Here is a 20,930-nt window from a genome sequence, read left to right on the forward strand (position 1 = left end):
GCACGAGAAAACCCCGCCGTTCCGAGGAACGACGGGGTTGAGGGTGGATCTGAGGGGACTCGAACCCCTGACCCCCTGCATGCCATGCAGGTGCGCTACCAGCTGCGCCACAGACCCAGATTGTGCTGCTTCCGTACCAACCGGTTCCCCGGAGGCACCATAGAAGCGTACACCATGCGAACGCCGGGCAACGAAATCGAAGCCGTCACCCGGGCGCGTCGCTGATCAGGCGGTGTGGTCCACCGGGAGCTCGAGCGGGATCGTCGGGCAGTCGGCCCAGAGACGCTCGAGCGAGTAGTACTGGCGGTCTTCGTCGTGGAAGACGTGCACGATGATCTCGCCGAAGTCGATGAGGACCCAGCGGCCCTCGGTACGGCCTTCGCGGCGGAGCGTCTTGGCACCGAGCTCGAGGAGGCGTTCCTCGACGGCATCGGCGATGGACTGCACGTTGCGCTCGTTCCGACCGGTTGCGAGCAGGAACACGTCCGTGAGCTGCAACGGCCCGGTCACGTCGAGAGCGACGAGGTCCTCGGCCTGCTTGGCGTCGGCCGCGAGTGCTGCGGCCTGCACGAGTTCCAGTGCGCGAGTGGAGGCGGTCACGGATTCCTTCCGGTCGTCGAACCGACGGACAGCCGGTTCGCTTGATGGGTCACGATCATAAGCCACCCCGCCGACAGCGGCCAGGCCAGGGTCGGCGGGGTGGTGGAGAACGGACGTCGAGGACGGCAGCGGTCAGCCGCCGAACGCGTGGGTGGTGAGCAGTGCGGTGATGATGACGCCGGCCGCAGCCAGCCCGACCGCGCCGACCGTCACACCGAGGATCAGCGGGGTACGCGACTCCTTCGGCTTGGCGGCGGCGAGCACGACCTGACGGGTCGAGGTGTGGCTGGACACCGCGCGGCTGGCCCGCACCGGGCTGGCGTCGGTCTCGGGCTGCTCGTCCTGCTGCTCGAGCAGGCGGTCGACCTCGGCGCCGTCGATCGGCCGGTGCGACCCCGTCGACGACAGCGACGCCGGCAGGTCGATCGACCCGGTCAGGATCACCTCGCCCGTCGCGTTGAGCGCACCGGTGGGGTCGGCCAGGGCCGAGTTCGGCAGGATGATCGCGTTCGTGTTCGTCACCGCGACGCGGCGGGTGCCCGTCTCGGCGTCGTGCACCTCGGAGTCGTTCGAGTCGTGCGCCTGCTGCGACCAGTGGCCGGCGGGCGGCGCGAAGGCCGTGGTCACCGGCTTCGGCTCGGTCGGACGCTGGAACGCCGCGGGGACCTTCGGGGCCTCGGTCGCGGGCTCGGGCAGCGGCACCTCATTGGTGTCGTCGTCCTCGGCGTCGAGCGAGAGCGGGAACACCGCGGGGGTCGCTGCGGCGGCGTTCGTCGGGATCGGGACCGGCGTGACGGCGGGCTGCGACCCGGCAGCGGGAGCGGGAGCGTCGTCGGCAGACCGGGCCGGAGCGTCCTCGGACGACTCGTCCGCCGGTGCGACGTCGGTCGTCTCCTCCGCAATGGCGTCGGTCGTCTCCTCCGCAAGGGCGTCGGAAGCCGGTGCGCCGGTCTCCGGCGCTCCGGACTCCGGGACGTCGGTCGCGGACGCGTCGGACTCGGGGACGTCGGCGGGCGGCGACCACGTGGACCGGTGGCGGCGGGGCTCCTCGGCGTGCGCGGCGGCCTCGTCGAGGGGCTCGAGCGCGTCCGGGGACCCGTCGGCCTCGGTGGCCTGGGCGACCGCGGCCTGGTCGAGGACCGTCGGGGCAGCGGGCTGCTCGTCGTGCGCGGCCTCGGAACCCGGAGCGCTCTGCGGCGCGGCGGAGGGGTCGATCGTGTCCACCGACCCGAGGACGTCCTCGACGGTGCGGTCGGACGACTGGGGCGTGGGGTTCTGCAGCGGGACCGGCAGGACCGCCTGGCGCTCGGCGGCACGGAGCTGCCGGATCTGCCGACGGGTGAGCCCACCGCTGCCGGGGACGATCTCGGTCGCGGAGGCCGGCGGGAACGGCGGCACACCGGCCGCGGGTGCCGACACCGGGACGGACGCGGCGGATCCGGGGTCGGTCTGCGCCGATGCCGGCGCGGACGACTGGGCGGGGCCACCGGGGGCCGGGGCGACGTGCGACCCCGGACGGCGACGGGACTCGGGGGTCTCGGCGGCGGGTGCGGCGACGGTCGGGGGCGGCGTCGCGGGCTGCGAACCGGCCGCGGCGGCACGCTCCCGCTCGCGCGCCTGGCGCCGCGACAGGGGCGGCTGCGCGTCGGACGAACTCATGCAACGCTCCGATACAGATGGTGCTTGGAGATGTACTGGACGACACCGTCGGGAACCAAGTACCAGACGGGGAACCCCCGTCGAACCCGGTCACGGCAATCCGTCGAGGATATGGCCAGTGCAGGGACTTCGAGCAAGCTTACGTCCCGCTCGGGCAATCCGGTGAGGCTCAAGGCGTGTCCCGGACGCGTCACGGCCACGAAGTGCGCGAGGTCCCAGAGACCATCATGGTCTTTCCAGTCGACGATCTGCTGAACGGCGTCTGCGCCCGAGATGAAGACGAGCTGGGCATCCGGTCGCTGTTCGTGCAGGTCCCGCAGGGTGTCGACGGTGTACGTCGGCCCCGGGCGGTCGATGTCCACGCGGCTGACGGTGAACATCGGGTTCGACGCGGTGGCGATCACGGTCATCAGGTACCGGTGCTCGGCGTCGGTGACGTCGGACTTCATGTACGGCTGTCCGGTGGGGACGAAGACGACCTCGTCGAGGTCGAACGCCCGCGCCACCTCGGACGCCGCGACCAGGTGCCCGTGGTGGATGGGGTCGAACGTGCCACCCATCACGCCGATGCGTGGCCGTCCGGTGGTCTCGAGCATCGAGTGGTCGGTCAGATCTTGGTGTGACCGAACTCGTCGACACCCGTCTCGTGGTGGCGGGTGGCCTCGAACTTCTGCGAGTGGCGGTAGGCCACGTCGCGGAAGCTCCAGGTCACGAAGCCGAGGAAGATGAAGAAGAGGGCACCGACCATCGGGAACACGAACGCGGGCGCCCCGGAGGCGTGCTCAGCAGCTTCTGCGAGGAGGGTCATCGTTCGTGCTCCGTTCGGTCGGGGAAAGACGCCGTTCAGTCTAGCCGCGGATCTGCCCGGACCCGCGCACGATCCACTTCGTGCTCGTGAGCTCCGGCAGGCCCATCGGACCGCGCGCGTGCAGCTTCTGCGTCGAGATGCCGACCTCGGCCCCGAAACCGAACTCGCCGCCGTCGGTGAACCGGGTGGAGGCGTTCACCATCACGACCGCCGAGTCGACGGTCGCCAGGAACCGTTCGGCGGTGTCGACGTCGTTCGTCACGATCGATTCCGTGTGGTGCGTCGACCACCGGGCGATGTGCGCCATCGCCGCGTCGACGTCGGGCACGACACGGATCGACAGGTCGAGGTCCATCGACTCGGTCGCCCAGTCGTCGTCGGTGGCGCGGAGCACCCCGGGCACGATCGCCCGCGTGGCGTCGTCGCCGCGCAGCGTCACACCGGACGCCCGCAGCCGGTCGGCCAGCAGCGGCAGGAGCCGTTCGGCCGCGGCCTCGTGCACCAGGAGGGTCTCGAGGGCGTTGCACACGCTCGGCCGCTGCACCTTGCTGTTCAGGACGATGTCGACCGCACGCTGCTCGGGTGCGGACGCGTCGAGGAACACGTGCACGACGCCCGCACCGGTCTCGATGACCGGCACCTGCGACTCGGTGACGACGGTCTGGATGAGTGCGGCGCTCCCCCGCGGGATCAGCACGTCGACCAGGCCCCGTGCCCGCATGAGCTCGGTGGCACCGGCGCGGCCGAACTCGTCGATGGTCTGCACCAGGTCGCGGGGCAGCCCCACCGACTCGACCGCGTCCTGGATCCGGGCGACGAGCACGGCGTTCGTGTGCTGGGCCGCCGACCCGCCACGGAGCACGACGGCGTTGCCCGACTTGAGCGCGAGCGAGGCGATGTCGACGGTGACGTTCGGGCGTGCCTCGTAGATGGCCCCGACGACACCGAACGGCACGCGCACCTGGGTGAGCTGGAGTCCGTTCGGCAGCTGCGACCCGCGCACGTGCTCCCCCACGGGGTCGGTCAGTCCGACGACGTGTTCGACCGCGGCGGCGAGGGCCTCGATCCGGACGGGGTCGAGTCGCAACCGGTCGAGCAGCCCGGACGAGAGCCCGCCGTCCTCGCCGGCGACGAGGTCGTCGTGGTTCGCGGCGACGATCTCGTCGGTCGCGGCACGCACCGCCGAGGCGATCGCGCCGAGGGCCGCGTCCTTGACGGCGGTCGTCGCGGTCGCGAGCGCCGACGAAGCGGCCCGTGCCGCCACGAGCTTGTCGGTGAGGGTCGGGGCGGGCGCGATCGACGACATGGACCGATTGTAGGTCCGCCCCTCGGTTCGTGACGGGCGTGCCGGACGCTGGCCGTGCCTCTAGGCCCGGTCCGCCGCTCCGAGCGGTCACGACACGTCGTCACCCGCCTGCCGAGCGGTCACCGATCGTCGCTCCGCGCCGCCCATACCGACGGCTCCCGATCGTTCGACGGCGTCCCGACGGGGAGTCGTGACCGCCTGGAGGCCCGGCACCGGTCCCCGGGACCTGCGCCGGGCCTCCAGGCGGTCGCGTTCACCTCGCCGACCGGTCACGACACGTCGTCCTGCGCCACGCGAGCGGTCACAGACCGTCGCTCCGCGACGCCCACACCGACGGCCTCCGACCAGTCGGCGCCGTCCCGACGGCGAGTCGTGACCGCTCGCTGCCACCGGCGCGACGCGGCGCGGCGCGGTGCGGGCTGCGTCAGGGACGCGGCGCGGCGTGGAACCAGGTGCCGAGGTGTTCCCCGGCCAGCGCGCGGTCGACCAGCGCCGTGTCGGTCACGAGCACCGCGGTGCCCGCCTCGGCCGCGAGCCGCGCGGCGGCGACCTTGGTCCCCGCTCCCCCGGTGCCGACGCCGGCGGTGCCGATCGAGCCGAAGGTGACCCCGGCGAGCTCGTCGCCGAACGGCACCTCGTCGATGCGGGTCGCGCCGGGCTGCTCCGGGGGCGCCGTGTAGAGCGCCTCGACGTCGGAGAGCAGCACGAGGGCGTCGGCGCCGAGCAACCGGGCCACCAGGGCTGCGAGCCGGTCGTTGTCGCCGAAGCGGATCTCGTGCGTGGCGACGGTGTCGTTCTCGTTCACGATCGGCAGCACCCGCAGCGCGAGCAAGCGGTCGATGGCGCGCTGGGCGTTCACCCGGTGCGTGGGGTTCTGCAGGTCACCGGCGGTGAGCAGGATCTGCGCCGCGACGACACCGTGCCGGTCGAGTTCCTTCTGGTACCGGAACATCAGGACGTTCTGCCCGGTGGCGGCGGCCGCCTGCTGCGTGGCGAGGTCGTCCGGCCGGCCCTCGAGCCCGAGGAACGGGAACCCGGTCGCGATCGCACCGGACGAGACGAGCACGACCTCGGTCCCCCGGCCGTAGGCGGCAGCCAGCGCGTCCACCAGGGGGCCGATCTGGCCGGCGGCGTCACCGCTGACCGAGGACGAGCCGACCTTGACGACGATCCGCCGCGCACGCGGGATGTCCTCGCGCCGTGTGACGGGTCCGAGGTCGGTGCGGGCGGTCGTGTCGGTCATGCCGCGGTCAGTCCTTCTGGTCGCTGGTCTCGACCTGGTCGGCGTCGAACTGGTCGCCGGTGCCGAGCTGGTCGCTGGTCACCACGTCGTCGTCCACCCAGAGTCCGGAGACGCGCTCCTGCTCGAGCTCGGCACGGGCGGCCGCCTTGGCGTCCATCCGCTCGAAGTACTCCTCGCGCCGCTCGTTGCGGGTCGGACGCGCCGTCGCACCGATGCGGGCGTCGGTCCCACGGGCGCTCGTGATGAGCTCCGCGGTCGACGTGAGCGTGGGCTCCCAGTCGAAGACCATGCCGCCGTCGCCACCGATGACGACGGTGGAGCCGGCGACGGCTCCGGCCTTGAACAGGCCGTCCTCGACGCCGAGCTTCGCGAGCCGGTCGGCCAGGTAGCCGATCGCCTCTTCGTTGGTGAAGTCCGTCTGCTGGACCCAGCGCTCCGGCTTGGCGCCGCGGACGCGGTAGAAGCGGTGCTCCTCGCCACCCTCGGCGCGCACGGTGAACGGCTTCTCGTTGACCGAACGGGGGCGGAGCACGATGCGCTCCGGCACCGGCTCGGCCGCACGGGCGGCGCGGGCCTGCTCGACGATGTCGGCGAGGGCGAACGTCAGCTCGCGGAGCCCCTTGCGGGACGCCGTGGAGATCGGGAAGACGCGGTAGCCGCGGCCCTCGAGCTCGGCGGTGACGAACTCGGCCAGCTCCTGCGCCTCGGGCACGTCGATCTTGTTCAGGGCGATGAGCTGCGGGCGCTCGAGCAGCGGCACCTGGCCCTCGGGCACCGGGTAGCGCTCGAGCTCGCCGAGGATGACGTCGAGGTCGCTGATCGGGTCACGGCCCGGGTCGAGCGTGGCGCAGTCGATGACGTGGAGCAGCGCTTCGCACCGCTCGACGTGGCGCAGGAACTCGAGCCCCAGGCCCTTGCCCTCGGACGCGCCCTCGATCAGACCGGGGACGTCGGCGACGGTGAAGCGGGTGTCACCGGACTCGACGACGCCGAGGTTCGGGGTGAGGGTCGTGAACGGGTAGTCCGCGATCTTCGGCTTGGCGGCGGAGACGGCCGCGATCAGCGAGGACTTGCCGGCGCTCGGGAATCCGACGAGGGCCACGTCCGCGATGGTCTTCAGCTCGAGGCTGATGTCCCCCGCCCAGCCCTCGGTGCCGAGCAGCGCGAAGCCGGGGGCCTTGCGCTTCGTGGTGGAGAGCGCCGCGTTGCCGAGGCCGCCCTGTCCACCGGGGGCCACGACGACGCGCATGCCGGGCTCGGTGAGGTCGGCGATGACCTCGCCGGACTCGTCGTACACCACGGTGCCGACGGGCATCGGGAGTTCGAGGACCTCGCCGCTGACACCGCTGCGGTGGTCACCCATGCCGGGCTGCCCGTTCTTCGACGAGCGGTGCGGCGAACGGTGGTAGCCGAGCAGCGTCGTCACCTGCGGGTCGGCCACGAGCACGATGTCGCCGCCGTCACCGCCGTTGCCGCCGTCGGGCCCGGCGAGGGGCTTGAACTTCTCACGGCGGACCGACACGCAGCCGTTGCCGCCGTGCCCCGCGCTGAGGTGCAGGGTCACGCGGTCGACGAAGGTCGCCATGGGTCCACTCCAGGTGTTTCGTTGTGCCGACGGGATCGTCGGCGGGAAAAGCGAAGGAGGGGCGGGCACTCGGCCCGCCCCTCCAGCTGCAGTCGTTCGAACGACTACGCGTTGACGATGTTGATGACCTTGCGGCCACCCTTGGTGCCGAACTCGACCGAACCGGACGAGAGGGCGAACAGCGTGTCGTCGCCACCGCGGCCGACGTTGGCGCCCGGGTGGAAGTGCGTGCCGCGCTGGCGGACGATGATCTCGCCGGCGTTCACGACCTCGCCACCGAAGCGCTTCACGCCGAGGCGCTGTGCGTTCGAGTCACGACCGTTGCGAGTGGAACTCGCACCCTTCTTGTGTGCCATGAGTTGACTCCCTTACGCGATCTTGGTGATCTTGACGCGGGTCAGCTCAGCGCGGAAACCCTGGCGCTTCTTGTACCCGGTCTTGTTCTTGAACTTCTGGATGATGACCTTGGGACCACGGAGGTCGTCGAGCACCTCGGCGGTGACGGTCACGTTCGCGAGCTCGGAAGCCGCCGACGTGATCTTGTCACCGTCCACGAGGAGCACGGGGGCGAGGTCGATGTTGCCCTTGTCGTCCGCCTTGGCACGGTCGATGGTCAGGATGGTGCCGACCTCGACCTTCTCCTGACGGCCGCCGGCGCGCACTACTGCGTAAACCACGTGGAAATCCTTACGTAACTCTGCTTGAGGGAAGTCTCGGGTGCCCACTTCTGCACGAGCGGCTCCCGGAAGGCCGGGCCCGATCGGCGACGCAGGCAGAACGGCCCGCTGACACCAGGGACCGAGAATACTCGATCACCCTGGGTCCGGTCAAACGGCGACACCCGTACGATTGCACGGTGACCGTGTTGATCGACCCACCGACGTGGCCCGCCCACGACACACTGTGGTCGCACCTCGTCAGTGATGAATCCTACGCGGAACTCCACGCGTTCGCTGCGCGGGCCGGTGTGCCGCGCCGTGCGTTCGACCACGACCACTACGACGTCCCGCTGTCGCGGTACGACGAACTGGTGGCCGCTGGTGCCTCGGCCGTGACCGGACGTGAGCTCGTGCTGCGGTTGATCCGCAGTGGGCTGCGCGTGGCGCAGCGGGACAAGCGCGGTCTCTGACCGCCCGTCCGGACGCCCGGGAGGCGCGGTGCTGGTCCGCCCCGCCCGGCGCCGCACACGGTGCGCCGCCGGCTCGCAGGGCCGCGCGAACGGTGCGAGATTCCGGGTTCGGTGCGACGTGGAGACGGGCGCACCGAGTACGGAACCTCGCACGGCTCGAAGGGGGCGGCGGTGACGCGGCCGGGCCTCGCACCGTGCGAGGGGTCGCGAACGGGCTCAGCGGGGCGCTGGGCCGCCCCAGGGGTTCGCCGGGGGCTGCTGCTGGTCTGGCCGCGGCCCGGCGCCGTACTGCCCGCCGTACTGCCCGTGGGGGTCGGGCTGCACACGCCCCTGCCCGTACGGTGCCGGCGGCTGCTGCTGTCCCTGCTGCGGTGCCTGCGGCTGGATCGTCGAGGGCGGGACCGCGTCGGCGGGTCGGACGGTGCCCGGCATCCCCGGAGTCGTCGACGAGCCACGTCCGCGGCGCGGCCGACCGAGCCAGAGCCAGGCCGCCGTGGCGGTCGCCAGGAGCATCACGGTGAACGGCAGACCGTTCTGCAGCGGCCGCGTGAGCACGTCGATGACGAGCTGGGAGCCGCCGGCGGTGGCGGCTCCGAACGAGCCGGTGAACACCCCGACGAGCATCAGGGCCACCGTGCCCGCGGCGCCGGCGAGGACCACGCGGAGCAGGAGCCTCGGCAGCGGGCTACGGCGGTCGATCGGCGTCAGGAACGCCAGGGCCAGGAACGCGCCGACGTAGTACGGGAACGGAGCCACGAAGACCCCGGTCGTGAAGCTGCCGAGCAGGCTCGTGCCGGCGCCGTAGTGCCGGAACGGACTGACCACGAGCGAGGTGCCGAGCAGCCCGAAGAGCCCGGACACGAACTCGACGAGCACCAGGGCCACCACGGCGATGAGCGCACCGGCCGTGTTCGTCACCGAGGCGCCGGGCGCGAAGGCCCGGCGCGGGTCGGCCGGGGCACGGGGCGGCCGCGGCGGGGCGTACGGCGCACCGGCACCGGGCTGACGCCCGTACTGCGGCACACCGCCCTGCTGCGGCGGCACCGGGCCGCCGGGCTGCTGGGCACCCGGACCGGGCGGTGCGGGCTGGGACCAGCCCGCACCGTAGTACCCACGCTGCTGCTGCGGGTCGCCCGGGTTCGTCACGTCAGTTCCCCAGGATCACTGCGCCGTCGGAGCCGTCGGCGTCGGCGGTCGACTCCTCCGTCGGCGTGGCGGGAGCGCTGATGCTCGGCGACGAGACCCGGCGGGAGCGCGAGCGCCCCTGTCCGGGCTGCTTCGGCTCCGGGAGCGCCTGGAGCACCGAGTCGAGCAGGGACTCGGCGTCCGGGGCGACCGCGCGGGGCTCGCGCTTCGGTGCCGCGGCGATCGGGATGTCCAGGATCGCCACGGTGTTGTCGGTCGGCGTCACGGTGGCACTCGAGCTCACGCGACGACGGGCCGGGGCCTTCGCCTTCGGTGCGGCTGCGGGCTCGGTGACGGCCGGAGCGGCGACCTTCGGCGCGCGAGCCTCGGACTCGACGATCACGGCGGGCTCAGCGGTGACCGACGACCCCGGCGCGTCCGACTGCTCGGCAGCGGGTGCCTGCGGCGCATCGGTGGCCCGAGCGTCGGCAGCGGCCTGCTGGTCGCCGCCCTGCTGGTCTCCGCTCTGCTGCTCTGCCCCGCGGCCGCCACGGCCACGGCGACGACGCTTCGAACCGGTCGGCTGCTCGCCACCCGTGCTGTCCGGGCCGGTCGACGCGTCGGCCGACGACGGTGCCGTGGCCTCCGTCGCGGTCACGGCAGCCGCTGCGGCCTCCTGCTCGTCGTGCGACAGGGTCGATGCGGCGATCCGCGACAGCGCGTTCTTCACGTCGTCGGTGATCTGGTGCGCCTGGCCGGAGGCACCGTTCGACTGCCCCGAGGAACCGGAGTTCCCCTTGCCGCCGTTGCCGTTGCCGTTGTCGGATCGGCCGTTCTCGTTGCCGTTCCCGCCGCGGCCCTTGCGACGGCCCTTGCTCGGGCCCGGGTCGGCGTTGTTGTCGTTGATCTTCGCGTTGACCTCGTCGAGGGACTCGCGCAGGCCGACACCGATCTTCTTGCGGGTCATCTGCACGAGGCCGAGCGAGGTGATCTCGGCGACCTGGTGCTTCGTGCGGTCGCGGCTCAGGCACTCGACCAGGCGGCGGAGCACGAGGTCGCGGTTCTCCTCGAGCACCATGTCGATGAAGTCGACGACGATGATGCCGCCGATGTCGCGCAGGCGGAGCTGGCGGACGAGCTCCTCGGCGGCCTCGAGGTTGTTCTTCGTGACCGTCTCTTCGAGGTTGCCGCCGGAACCGACGAACTTGCCGGTGTTGACGTCGACGACCGTCATGGCCTCGGTGCGGTCGATGACGAGCGAACCACCGGAGGGCAGCCAGACCTTGCGGTCGAGCGCCTTGTCGATCTGCTCGTTGAGGCGGAACTCCTCGAAGGAGTCCGGGCCCTCGTACCGGACGACGCGGTCCTTGAGGTCCGGGGCGACGGCCGACAGGTACTCGTCGATCGTGCCGCCGGCGGCCTCGCCGTCGATGATCAGCTTCGTGAAGTCCTCGTTGAAGACGTCGCGGACGATCTTGATGAGCAGGTCGGGCTCGGAGTGCAGCATCACCGGGGCGTGGCCACCGGCGACCTTCTTCTGGATGGCCTCCCACTGGCTGGTCAGGCGCTGCACGTCGCGGGTGAGCTGCTCCTCGGTCGCGCCCTCGGCAGCGGTGCGCACGATGACGCCCGCGTGCTCCGGCAGGACCTCCTTCAGGATCTTCTTCAGTCGGGCACGCTCGGTGTCCGGCAGCTTGCGCGAGATCCCGTTCATCGAGCCGTTCGGCACGTAGACCAGGTAGCGACCCGGCAGCGAGATCTGGCTGGTGAGGCGGGCACCCTTGTGGCCGACCGGGTCCTTCGTGACCTGCACGAGGACCTTGTCGCCCGGCTTGAGTGCTGCTTCGATGCGGCGACCGTGGTTGCCGGTCTCGACGGAGTTCCAGTCGACCTCACCGGCGTAGAGCACGGCGTTCCGGCCACGACCGATGTCGACGAACGCCGCCTCCATCGAGGGCAGGACGTTCTGCACCTTGCCGAGGTAGACGTTGCCGATGAGCGACACGTTCTCGGACTTGGTGATGTAGTGCTCGGCGAGGATGCCGTCCTCGAGCACGCCGATCTCGATCGTCGACGAGCTGGAGCGGACGATCATCTGGCGGTCGACGCTCTCGCGGCGGGCGAGGAACTCGTCCTCGCTGACGACCTGGCGGCGGCGTCCGGCATCGCGGCCGTCACGACGGCGCTGCTTCTTCGCCTCGAGCCGGGTCGAGCCCTTGATGCGCTGCGGCTCGGTGATGAGCTCAGGCTCGCGGCGGCGCGGCTCCTGGTGGTCGCGCGGCTCGCGGGCCTCGCGGTCGGCGCTCGAACCACGGCGACGCGAACGACGGCGCGAGCCGCCCTGGTCGTCGCGGTCGTCGCGGTCGTCACGGTCGCGGTCGAAGCGGTCCTCGCGGTCGTAGCGGTCGTCCTCGTCGCGGTCACGATCGCGGTCGCGGTCGCGGTCGCGGTCACGCTCGAACCGGGGTGCGCGCTGCGGCAGCTCCGGCAGCACCGGCGCGTGGAAGATCAGGCTGAGCGTGCTCGTGGCCTTCGGCACGAACGGCTCGTCGGCAGGTGCGGCGTCGTCGCTCGCCTCGGCGGTCGGTGCGGCGTCGGCCGGACGGGAGGCGCGGTCCGCGTCCGCCCCGTCGGTCGCGGTGGCCGACCGGTCACCCGTCACGACCGGCAGGTCGCCGGTCAGCGTGCTCACGTCGTGCGGCTCGGCACCGCTGTCGGCGACGGCCTCGACCGCGACGGAGACCGCCCCGGTGTCGGTCGGCTCGACGGGCGACGCCGGCGATGCCGGGGAGTCGGGCGAGTCCGGCGAACCGGGAGAGTCCGGCGAACCGGCCGACGCGACGCTGGCCGCGGGACGGGCGTCAGCGCCGCCCGTCAGCGCGAGGGTCTCGTCGGCGTGGGGTGCCTGCTCGGCGCCCCCACGGGCCTCCTGGCCGGACGACCGGGCGCGGCGACCGCCGAACAGGCGGCTCCGGCGCTTCGGCGCGTTCTCGTCGTTGGTCGTGTTGTCGTTGTTCTGCTCCACCATGGACTGGTGCACTCCTCGGCCCCACTCGCACCCTTTCGGGTGGCGGGAATTCTGTGTCGTGGCGGGCGGCGTCGACGCCCCCGCGCTCGCTGTCTCGTGATCGGTCCGCGTCAACTTCTCGTTGCGTCCGCGCCCGTTCCGGTCCGGGCACCCGGCCCGTTCCGGCTCGGCATCGGAGTGACGCTGCCCGACCACAGTGCGCTCTCACCGCACCGGATCGTCCGGGTTCGGCCCGGTGGGGCGTCACTCGGAAAGCTCTCTTCGGTGTGCGGTTGGCCGCACGACCTCCAGGCATTATCGCATGCCGCACCCGGAAAGCACCGGAACCCGCATGCGATGATGACCGCGTGACCGCGTCTGCACCTGCCCCCCGTCGTCCGATCGCGATGGCGGTCTTCCTGCTCGTCACCGGGATCGTCGGCCTGTTCGGCTCCTTCCGGCTCGTCCTCGACGAGTTCACGAAGTACGAGAACCCGAAGGCCGTCCTGAGCTGTGACGTGAACCCGTTCATCAACTGCTCCGACGTGATGGCCAGCTGGCAGGGGCACCTGTTCGGGTTCCCGAACCCACTGCTCGGCGTCATGGGGTTCGTCGCCCCGATCGCCGTCGCCGTGCTGTTGCTCGCCGGGTTCCGGAACGGTTCGCGCTGGTTCTGGATCGTCTTCAACGCCGGGGTCTTCCTGGCGTGGGTGTTCGTGACCTGGCTGTTCACGCAGACCGTCTTCGTCATCGGCGCGCTGTGCCCGTGGTGCATGCTCGTCTGGTCGATGACGATCCCGATGTTCTGGGTGTTCACGATCTGGAACACGGCCCAGGGTCGCTTCGGCGCCGGGGCACAGCGTGTCGGGCGGTCGCTCCTGCCGTTCAGCTGGGCGTTCGCGCTGGCGAACTACCTGGTCATCATCGTCACGATCATCATCAAGTTCCCCGCGGTCCTCACCAGCTTCTGAGCCGTCCCCGCTGCCCCTACGCTCGGGATCGATGAGCGAGCACGAGAGCAGCAGGGCGCGCCGCGACGCCGCACGGGAACGCGCGCGAGCGGCACGGGCGGCAGAGCAGTCGCGCCGCCGTCGCCTCCGCACACTCGGCATCAGCGGGATCATCGTCGGGGGCCTCGCGGTGGTCGCGGTGGTCGTCCTGGTGCTCGCGAACTCCGTGCAGCCCGCCGGGCCGGGTCCACGGAACACGGCGAGCGACGGCGTCCTGCTCACCGGGGTGCGCGGCAGGATCGTGCCCGTCGAGACGCGAGCGGTGCCCGACGGCGGGACCCCGACGCCGACCGAGCAGGACGGCTCGAAGACCGCGATCACGATCTACGCGGACTACATGTGCCCGTACTGCAACCAGTTCGAGACGGCCCAGATGCCGCGGATCCGGCAGTGGGTGGAGGACGGAACCGCCACCCTCGAGCTGCACCCGCTCGGGCTGCTCGACCGCGTGTCGCTCGGATCGCGGTACTCCACCCGCTCGGCCGCGGCTGCCGCGTGCGTCGCGGACCACGACCCGGACGCGTTCCTGGCCTTCAACAGCTCGCTCTACGACCACCAGCCCTCGGAGAGCACGCGCGGACTCACGAACGACGAGCTGGCGTCCCTCGCGCACGAAGCCGGGGCGACGGACCCGGCCGTGACACCGTGCATCACCCGGCAGGACTTCGCCGCGTGGGTCGCCGACGCCACGAACCGGGCGATGAACGACCCGGTGCCGAACTCGTCGCTCGACGGGATCACGAGCACGCCGACGATCATCGTCGACGGCGAGCAGTACAACGCGGACGGTGCGGCGTCCCTCGCCGACGTCGACGCGTTCGCGGCCTTCGTCCGGCAGCACGGCGGGACGTCCTAGCCTTCTCCGCGCACGACGAACGGCCCCCGCTCCCGGATGGGAGCGAGGGCCGTCAGTCGTTCGGGGAGTGCTACTTCGCCGCGGCGTCGATCGCGGTGATGACGGTGCTCAGGTCGTCCAGGCGCTTGCCGTCGACGACGATCGTCGGCGTGCCGAAGCCCTGCGTGCCAGCGAGCGCCTCGTTCGTGGTGACGGCCTGCGTCGACTTCGTCACCCAGCCCTTGAACTGCTCGGACGACAGGCACTGGGACAGGTCCGAACCGGTCGCGCCGCCCGCCTTGACGAGCTTCGCGATCTCGGAGTTGGTCAGGCCCTTGGTGCCCTCGGCCGGCTGGTTCTCGAAGAACTGCGTCTGCACGTCGAGGAACTTGTCCGGCGCGTAGTTCGCCACGCACATGGCGGCGTTCGCGGCACGGCTGGCGTAGCGGGAGCCCGCGTAGCTGCGGTCGAGGATCGACACCGGCTGGATCGCCAGGGTCGCGTCGCCCGACTTCACCTTGTCGAGGATCTGGTCGGAGTAGGCCGCCTCGAACTGCTTGCAGACCGGGCAGGCCCAGTCGACGTACTCGGTGACCGTCACGGCACCGTCGCTGTTCGCCGTCGGGACCGGCGAGGCCGAGCCCGTCGGGGAGACGGCCGGCGTGGTCACCGGGGTGACCTTGCCGTCCTGGCCGGTGAACTGGATCGCGCCGGTGGCCATGTTCTTCGGCCCGGCTGCCGACACCACGGGCGCGTTGTTCACGTTCACCACGACGATCGCGATGATCGCGGCGATCGCCACGATGCCCAGGCCGATGCCGCCCTGCAGGAACCACTTGTTGCGGCGCTTGCGGCGCTTCTCGGCGTCGGCGCGCTGGCGTGCGACCTCTCGGGCATGCTGACGCCGCTCGTTCTTGGTGGGTCGGTCGTTGTTCGTCACGTCGTCCCCGTCGCTCAGGCGAACCAGAGCGCGAGCTCGCGCGCGGCCGACTCGGGGCTGTCCGAACCGTGGACCAGGTTCTGCTGCACCTTGAGGCCCCAGTCGCGGCCCAGGTCACCACGGATGGTGCCGGGCGCGGCCGAGGTCGGGTCGGTGGTGCCGGCGAGCGAGCGGAAGCCCGCGATCGCACCGTTGCCGGCGACGCGCACGGCGACGACCGGACCGGACTGCATGAACTCGACGAGCGGCTCGAAGAACGGCTTGCCCTGGTGCTCCTCGTAGTGCGCGTCGAGCAGGTCACGCGGCGCGGTGAGCATCTTCAGGTCGACGAGCTCGTAGCCCTTCGCCTCGATCCGGCGGAGGATCTCACCGGTCAGCTGGCGGGCGACGCCGTCGGGCTTGACGAGGACGAGGGTCTCTTCGAAGTCGGACACGCAGTACTCCCTGTGTTCGGGGTCGAATGTGGTGGTCAGTCCTCGCCCATGGCCGCTCGGCGCGCGGCGTTCTGACGGTCCAGTTGACCGCCCTTGACGAAGCAGAAGACCCACAGCGCCAGGAACACCACGGCGACCGCGAACATGAACGGTTCGATGAACCCGGTGGCGAGGATGGCCGCCTGCAGCAGCCACCCGAACCATACACCGGCCCGGTTGCCCGTCAGACGTGAGGCAGCTGCGAGGACGATGATCGCGCCGATGCCCCCGCCGAAGGCCGCTGCGGGCGGCAGCGTGCCCTTGCCGAAGACGACGAGCATGGGGAAGAAGAACATGATCGCCTCGAGCACCAGCGTGATCGAGAGCAGGCTCTCCTGCGCCCCGCGTTCGCGGCGCGGCTTCCGGGTGCGCGGTGCGCGGCCCGGCCGGGAGGCCCGTGGTGCGTCCGTCACTTCGCCTCGCCTTCTCGGTGCACGAGGTCCATGACCGCGCCCACCATCACGATGGACCCCGCGACGAGCACGAGGGCGTCCTCGGCGTCCGCCTCGTCGGCCAGGCTGCGCGCTTCCTGCAGTGCGGACGCCAGGGACGGCTCGACGACGACGCGGTCCTCGCCGACCTCGTCGACGACGACCCGGGCGAACTCGTCCGCGTCGAGCGCACGCTCCCCCGGCGGCTGCGTCACGACGAACGTGGCGACGGTGTCCTTGAGCGCGCGGACGAACCCGCGGGCGTCCTTGTCGCCGAGGATCCCGACGACGCCGACGACGTGCTCGGACGGGAACGCGACCGGCAGCGCCTCGGCCAGGGCCTTCGCACCGTGCGGGTTGTGCGCGGCGTCGACGACGACGGTCGGGTCGGTCGCGATGGGCTGCAGGCGACCGGGGCTGGTCGTGCCGGCGATGCCCTCGGACAGGACGTCCTCGTCGAGGGCCTGGGCCCCGCGGCCGAGGAACGACTCGACCGCCGCGATGGCCACGGCGGCGTTCTCGGCCTGGTGCCGGCCGAACAGCGGCAGGAACAGGTCGTCGTAGCGGCCGGCGATGCCCTGCACGGTGATGAGTTGTCCGCCCACGGCCGGGGTGACGTCGACGACACTGAATCCCATGCCTTCAACAGCCAGGGTGGACTCGGTGAGCTCGGCGGCACGCTCGAGTTCGGCGAGGGCCTCGGGGACCTGCCGACTCGAGACCACGGCGGACGACGGCTTGACGATGCCCGACTTGGTGCGGGCGATCTCGGCCACCGTGGCACCGAGCTGCTTCGCGTGGTCGATGGCGATCGGCGTGAACACCGACACCTGGCTCTGCACGACGTTGGTGGAGTCCCACTCGCCGCCCATGCCGACCTCGATCACGGCGACGTCCACCGGGGCCTCGGCGAAGCACGCCAGGGCGAGCACGGTGAGCGCCTCGAAGAAGGTCAGCGGGAGTTCGCCCTTGTCGGCGAGCTCGCGGTCGGTGATCTCGAGCACCGGGGCGATGTCGTCCCAGTTCTCGACGAACCGGTCCGCCGCGATCGGCTGACCGTCGACCACGATGCGCTCCCGGATCGACACCAGGTGCGGGCTCGTCATCAGGCCGGTGCGCAGACCGTGGGCCCGGACGATGCTCTCGATGGTGCGCGCGGTCGACGTCTTGCCGTTCGTGCCCGTGACGTGGATCACCGGGTACGCCAGGTGCGGGTCGCCGAGCAGCTCGACGGCGCGGCGCGTGGCGGTCAGCCGGCGCTCGGGCGCCTGTTCGCCGATGCGGGCGTACAGGGCGGCCTCGACGCGCCGGACCTCGTCGTCGTCGCCGCCGTAGGGCACGGCGTCGGCCGGAGCGTCGCCGGAGGGGCCGACCGGGATCCGGATGCCGTCCTCGTCGCGACCGTCCAGGTCGTCGTGTCCGACGAACTCCTCGTTCGCCTCGTGGTCGTCGTACTGGTCGTGGTCACTCATGCGCGCGCTACCTCCACGGATACCTTCGCACCGTCACCGACGTCGGTGGTGGTGTCGTCCGCCCCGAGGGGCACGATCTCGACGCTCGTCGCCAGGGTCTCCCCCGCGATGAGCTCCTGGTGCGCGCGGACCGCGCCGTCGGCCGTGTCGTCCACCCGGAGGGTCAGGGCGATGCGGTCGCTGACGTCGAGGTCGGCGTCGCGGCGGGCCTGCTGGACGGCGCGGACGACGTCACGGGCGAGCCCCTCGGCCTCGAGCTCGGGCGTCGTCACGGTGTCGAGCACGACGAAGCCGCCCTCGTCGAGGAACGCCACGGCCACCGAGGCGTCGGCCACGGTGAGGTCGAGCGAGTACTCGCCCTCGATCAGGTCGACGCCACCGACGGTCACGCCGGAGTCGGTCGCGGTCCAGTCGCCCTTCTTGGCGGCCGGGATCACCTGCTGCACCTGCTTGCCGATGCGGGGGCCGGCGACGCGGGCGTTCACGGTGAGCTTCCGCTCGATGCCGTACTGCGCCAGCGACTCTTCCGCCTGGGCCTCGAGCACCACGCGCTTGACGTTGAGCTCGTCGCGCAGGATGTCGGCGAACGGTTCGACCGCGGCCGGGTCCGGCACCACCAGGGTCAGCGTGGCCAGGGGCAGGCGGACGCGCTTGCCGGTGGCCTTGCGGAGCGCCAGACCCTTCGAGGCGACGTCGCGCACGCGGTCCATCGCGTCGACGAGGGCGTCGTCGGCGGGGAACTCGTCGGGGTCCGGGAAGTCCGTCAGGTGGACGCTGCGTCCGCCGGTCAGGCCCTTCCAGATCTCCTCGGCAACGAGCGGCGCGAGCGGGGCGGCGACCCGGGTCAGGGTCTCGAGCACGGTGTACAGCGTGTCGAACGCCGCACGGGTCTCGGCGCCGGCGTCCGCGTCGGCCCCGGTCCAGAACTTGTCGCGCGAGCGGCGGACGTACCAGTTTGTCAGCACGTCGGCGAAGTCGCGGACGGCTTGGGCCGCGAGCGGGGTGTCGAGCGCGTCGAGGTGCGTCCGGACGTCGGTGACGAGGACCCGGGTCTTCGCGAGCAGGTAGCGGTCGAGCACGTCGGTCGAGTCGGTCCGGCGCTGGGCCCGGTACCCGTCGGGGCCCGAGGCGTTCGCGTACAGGGTGAAGAAGTAGTACGTCGACCACAGCGGCAGCATGAACTCGCGGACGCCCTGGCGGATGCCCTCTTCGGTGACGACGAGGTTGCCGCCGCGGATCACCGACGACGACATCAGGAACCAGCGCATGGCGTCGGCACCGTCGCGGTCGAAGACCTCGGAGACGTCCGGGTAGTTCCGGAGCGACTTCGACATCTTCTGGCCGTCCGAGCCGAGGACGATGCCGTGGCTGATGACGTTCTGGAACGCCGGCCGGTCGAACAGCGCGGTGGAGAGCACGTGCATGACGTAGAACCAGCCGCGCGTCTGCCCGATGTACTCGACGATGAAGTCGGCCGGGCTGTGCGACTCGAACCACTCGCGGTTCTCGAACGGGTAGTGCACCTGGGCGTACGGCATCGACCCGGAGTCGAACCACACGTCGAACACGTCGGTGATCCGGCGCATCGTCGAGTTGCCCGTGGGGTCGTCGGGGTTCGGCCGCGTCAGGTCGTCGATGAACGGCCGGTGCAGGTCCACTTCGCCCTCGGCGTTCACCGGCAGGCGACCGAAGTCGCGCTCGATGTCGGCGAGCGAGCCGTACACGTCGGTGCGCGGGTACTCGGGGTCGTCGGACTGCCACACCGGGATCGGCGTGCCGAAGTAACGGTTGCGCGAGACCGACCAGTCGATGGCGTTGCCGACCCACTTGCCGAACTGGCCGTCCTTGACGTTGTCCGGCACCCAGTTGATGTCCTGGTTGAGCTGGCCCATGCGGTCACGGAGCTCGGTGACGCGGACGAACCACGACGAGACGGCCTTGTAGATGAGGGGCTTCCGGCACCGCCAGCAGTGCGGGTAGCTGTGCTCGTAGGACGCCTGGCGGAGCAGTCGCCCGGCGTCGCGGACCGCCTTGGTCAGCGGCTTGTTCGCGTCCGACCAGAGCATGCCGGCGACCTCGCCGAACTGCGACGTGAAGACGCCGCCCTCGTCGAGGGACAGCACGACGGGGATGCCGGCGGCGGCGCAGACCTCCTGGTCGTCGGCACCGTAGGCCGGGGCCTGGTGCACGATGCCGGTGCCCTCACCGGTCTCGACGTACTCGGCGACCAGTACTCGCCAAGCGTTCTCGTACCCTTCCTGGTCGGCTAGGAAGTCGAACAGCCGCTCGTACTCGACGCCGTCGAGCTCGGCGCCCGTCAGCGTGCGCGCGACGGCGGCGAGCGCCTCGTCACCCGAGGCGTAGCCGAGCTCCTTCGCGTGCGCGGCCACGGTGTCGGACGCGAGCAGGTAGGAGACGGAACCGGCGTCGGCACCGTCAGCCGCGCCTCCAGGCCCTGCCGGGACGACCGCGTACGCGATCTCCGGACCGACTGCCAACGCGGCGTTCGTCGGGAGGGTCCAGGGGGTCGTCGTCCAGGCGAGCGCCCGCACACCGGTCAGGTCGAGCGCGGAAGCGCGGTCGCCGTGCAGCGGGAACGAGACGGTGACGGACTGGTCCTGGCGCATCTTGTAGACGTCGTCGTCCATGCGCAGCTCGTGGTTGGACAGCGGCGTCTGGTCGTTCCAGCAGTACGGCAGGACCCGGAAGCCCTCGTACGCCAGGCCCTTGTCCCAGAGCTGCTTCCAGGCCCAGAGCACGCTCTCCATGAAGGTGACGTCGAGGGTCTTGTAGTCGTCCTCGAAGTCGACCCAGCGCGCCTGGCGGGTGACGTACTCCTGCCACTCGTCGGTGTACTGCAGCACCGACTTCTTGGCGGCGGCGTTGAAGACGTCGATGCCCATGGCGTCGATCTCGTGCTTCTCGGTGATGCCGAGCTGGCGCATCGCCTCGAGCTCGGCGGGCAGGCCGTGGGTGTCCCAGCCGAAGCGGCGGTGCACCTGCTTGCCGCGCATGGTCTGGTAGCGCGGGAAGACGTCCTTGGCGTAGCCGGTCAGCAGGTGCCCGTAGTGCGGCAGGCCGTTGGCGAAGGGCGGGCCGTCGTAGAACGTCCACTCCGGGCAGCCCTGTCGCGCGTCGATGGACGCCTGGAACGTGTCGTCGCGCTTCCAGAAGGCGAGGATGCCCCGCTCGACGGCGGGGAAGCTCGGCGAGGGGACGACGCCATCGGCATCGGCGTTCAACGGGTACGGCACCGGGACTCCTTGTGGGTTCGCTCGATCTCCACGAGGACGGAAACTGGTTCCGC

General features: G+C 71.1%; 19 protein-coding genes and 1 tRNA gene. 3 read left to right on the forward strand and 17 right to left on the reverse strand.

The window, feature by feature from the left end:
- Positions 1 to 44 precede the first annotated feature (44 nt).
- The 10 genes from DEJ09_RS02770 to rplU form a co-directional block, all read right to left on the reverse strand.
- Positions 45 to 117: transfer RNA gene (locus DEJ09_RS02770), tRNA-Ala, on the reverse strand.
- A 108-nt stretch (positions 118 to 225) separates the two neighbouring features.
- Positions 226 to 600: a ribosome silencing factor gene (rsfS, locus tag DEJ09_RS02775; protein ID WP_027464721.1), complete on the reverse strand. Its 375-nt coding sequence runs from the start codon at positions 598 to 600 to the stop codon at positions 226 to 228.
- 132 nt (positions 601 to 732) lie between these two features.
- Positions 733 to 2,259 (reverse strand): hypothetical protein, encoded by a 1,527-nt coding sequence (locus DEJ09_RS02780; RefSeq protein WP_111087572.1) that lies wholly within the window; start codon positions 2,257 to 2,259, stop codon positions 733 to 735.
- On the reverse strand, positions 2,256 to 2,855 hold the full coding sequence (nadD, locus tag DEJ09_RS02785) for a nicotinate-nucleotide adenylyltransferase (protein WP_027464719.1): 600 nt from the start codon (positions 2,853 to 2,855) through the stop codon (positions 2,256 to 2,258). The genes DEJ09_RS02780 and nadD overlap by 4 nt, the downstream gene beginning before the upstream one ends.
- Positions 2,856 to 2,866: 11 nt before the next feature.
- On the reverse strand, positions 2,867 to 3,067 hold the full coding sequence (locus DEJ09_RS02790; RefSeq protein ID WP_035807661.1) for a hypothetical protein: 201 nt from the start codon (positions 3,065 to 3,067) through the stop codon (positions 2,867 to 2,869).
- Between the two features lie 40 nt (positions 3,068 to 3,107).
- On the reverse strand, positions 3,108 to 4,373 hold the full coding sequence (locus DEJ09_RS02795) for a glutamate-5-semialdehyde dehydrogenase (RefSeq protein WP_071405563.1): 1,266 nt from the start codon (positions 4,371 to 4,373) through the stop codon (positions 3,108 to 3,110).
- Between the two features lie 424 nt (positions 4,374 to 4,797).
- Entirely contained in the window at positions 4,798 to 5,616 is an 819-nt protein-coding gene (proB, locus tag DEJ09_RS02800; protein ID WP_217499638.1) for a glutamate 5-kinase, read from the reverse strand.
- Positions 5,617 to 5,623: 7 nt separating this feature from the next.
- Complete coding sequence (gene obgE / locus DEJ09_RS02805; RefSeq protein WP_111087573.1) at positions 5,624 to 7,201, reverse strand: GTPase ObgE; 1,578 nt, start codon at positions 7,199 to 7,201, stop codon at positions 5,624 to 5,626.
- 104 nt (positions 7,202 to 7,305) lie between these two features.
- Positions 7,306 to 7,557, reverse strand: a complete 252-nt coding sequence (gene rpmA / locus DEJ09_RS02810; protein ID WP_017885976.1) for a 50S ribosomal protein L27 — start codon at positions 7,555 to 7,557, stop codon at positions 7,306 to 7,308.
- A 12-nt stretch (positions 7,558 to 7,569) separates the two neighbouring features.
- Entirely contained in the window at positions 7,570 to 7,878 is a 309-nt protein-coding gene (rplU, locus tag DEJ09_RS02815) for a 50S ribosomal protein L21 (protein ID WP_027464715.1), read from the reverse strand.
- A 179-nt stretch (positions 7,879 to 8,057) separates the two neighbouring features.
- Between rplU and DEJ09_RS02820 the strand changes: the two genes are divergently transcribed.
- The gene (locus DEJ09_RS02820; RefSeq protein WP_071405560.1) at positions 8,058 to 8,330 is read left to right on the forward strand and encodes a DUF4031 domain-containing protein; all 273 of its coding nucleotides are present in this window, start codon (positions 8,058 to 8,060) and stop codon (positions 8,328 to 8,330) included.
- A 216-nt stretch (positions 8,331 to 8,546) separates the two neighbouring features.
- On the opposite strand, the gene DEJ09_RS02825 is transcribed toward DEJ09_RS02820, so the two are convergent.
- Positions 8,547 to 9,476, reverse strand: a complete 930-nt coding sequence (locus DEJ09_RS02825; protein ID WP_111087574.1) for a hypothetical protein — start codon at positions 9,474 to 9,476, stop codon at positions 8,547 to 8,549.
- 1 nt (position 9,477) lies between these two features.
- Complete coding sequence (locus DEJ09_RS02835; protein WP_181433245.1) at positions 9,478 to 12,483, reverse strand: Rne/Rng family ribonuclease; 3,006 nt, start codon at positions 12,481 to 12,483, stop codon at positions 9,478 to 9,480.
- 347 nt (positions 12,484 to 12,830) lie between these two features.
- On the opposite strand from DEJ09_RS02835, the gene DEJ09_RS02840 reads away from it, so the two are divergent.
- Both DEJ09_RS02840 and DEJ09_RS02845 read left to right on the forward strand, forming a co-directional pair.
- Positions 12,831 to 13,433: a vitamin K epoxide reductase family protein gene (locus tag DEJ09_RS02840; protein WP_244993419.1), complete on the forward strand. Its 603-nt coding sequence runs from the start codon at positions 12,831 to 12,833 to the stop codon at positions 13,431 to 13,433.
- 31 nt (positions 13,434 to 13,464) lie between these two features.
- Positions 13,465 to 14,328, forward strand: a complete 864-nt coding sequence (locus DEJ09_RS02845; RefSeq protein WP_111087576.1) for a thioredoxin domain-containing protein — start codon at positions 13,465 to 13,467, stop codon at positions 14,326 to 14,328.
- A gap of 70 nt (positions 14,329 to 14,398) precedes the next feature.
- Here the strand turns inward: DEJ09_RS02845 and DEJ09_RS02850 are convergent, their stop codons facing one another.
- The 5 genes from DEJ09_RS02850 to ileS are packed head-to-tail and all read right to left on the reverse strand — an operon-like array spanning position 14,399 to position 20,877.
- A complete protein-coding gene (locus DEJ09_RS02850) occupies positions 14,399 to 15,247 on the reverse strand; it encodes a thioredoxin domain-containing protein (protein WP_111039262.1) in 849 nt (282 codons plus the stop codon).
- A 14-nt stretch (positions 15,248 to 15,261) separates the two neighbouring features.
- Positions 15,262 to 15,681: a nucleoside-diphosphate kinase gene (ndk, locus tag DEJ09_RS02855; protein WP_017885984.1), complete on the reverse strand. Its 420-nt coding sequence runs from the start codon at positions 15,679 to 15,681 to the stop codon at positions 15,262 to 15,264.
- Between the two features lie 35 nt (positions 15,682 to 15,716).
- Positions 15,717 to 16,133: a DUF4233 domain-containing protein gene (locus DEJ09_RS02860; protein WP_051596525.1), complete on the reverse strand. Its 417-nt coding sequence runs from the start codon at positions 16,131 to 16,133 to the stop codon at positions 15,717 to 15,719.
- The gene (locus DEJ09_RS02865; RefSeq protein ID WP_181433246.1) at positions 16,130 to 17,623 is read right to left on the reverse strand and encodes a folylpolyglutamate synthase/dihydrofolate synthase family protein; all 1,494 of its coding nucleotides are present in this window, start codon (positions 17,621 to 17,623) and stop codon (positions 16,130 to 16,132) included. Before DEJ09_RS02865 ends, DEJ09_RS02860 begins: the two co-directional genes overlap by 4 nt.
- Entirely contained in the window at positions 17,620 to 20,877 is a 3,258-nt protein-coding gene (gene ileS / locus DEJ09_RS02870; RefSeq protein WP_111087577.1) for an isoleucine--tRNA ligase, read from the reverse strand. The genes DEJ09_RS02865 and ileS overlap by 4 nt, the downstream gene beginning before the upstream one ends.
- Positions 20,878 to 20,930 lie beyond the last annotated feature (53 nt).

This window comes from Curtobacterium sp. MCLR17_055, from assembly GCF_003234305.1.
GTDB classification, from domain to species: domain Bacteria; phylum Actinomycetota; class Actinomycetes; order Actinomycetales; family Microbacteriaceae; genus Curtobacterium; species Curtobacterium flaccumfaciens.

Excerpts from the sequence above, each read along its gene's own strand:
- DEJ09_RS02835 (WP_181433245.1), bottom strand. The coding sequence starts at position 12,483 with ATGGTGGAGCAGAACAACGACAACACGACCAACGACGAGAACGCGCCG.
- DEJ09_RS02795 (WP_071405563.1), bottom strand. The coding sequence starts at position 4,373 with ATGTCGTCGATCGCGCCCGCCCCGACCCTCACCGACAAGCTCGTGGCG.
- DEJ09_RS02790 (WP_035807661.1), bottom strand. The coding sequence starts at position 3,067 with ATGACCCTCCTCGCAGAAGCTGCTGAGCACGCCTCCGGGGCGCCCGCG.
- rpmA (WP_017885976.1), bottom strand. The coding sequence starts at position 7,557 with ATGGCACACAAGAAGGGTGCGAGTTCCACTCGCAACGGTCGTGACTCG.
- obgE (WP_111087573.1), bottom strand. The coding sequence starts at position 7,201 with ATGGCGACCTTCGTCGACCGCGTGACCCTGCACCTCAGCGCGGGGCAC.
- DEJ09_RS02780 (WP_111087572.1), bottom strand. The coding sequence starts at position 2,259 with ATGAGTTCGTCCGACGCGCAGCCGCCCCTGTCGCGGCGCCAGGCGCGC.
- proB (WP_217499638.1), bottom strand. The coding sequence starts at position 5,616 with ATGACCGACACGACCGCCCGCACCGACCTCGGACCCGTCACACGGCGC.
- DEJ09_RS02865 (WP_181433246.1), bottom strand. The coding sequence starts at position 17,623 with ATGAGTGACCACGACCAGTACGACGACCACGAGGCGAACGAGGAGTTC.
- nadD (WP_027464719.1), bottom strand. The coding sequence starts at position 2,855 with ATGCTCGAGACCACCGGACGGCCACGCATCGGCGTGATGGGTGGCACG.
- DEJ09_RS02845 (WP_111087576.1), top strand. The coding sequence starts at position 13,465 with ATGAGCGAGCACGAGAGCAGCAGGGCGCGCCGCGACGCCGCACGGGAA.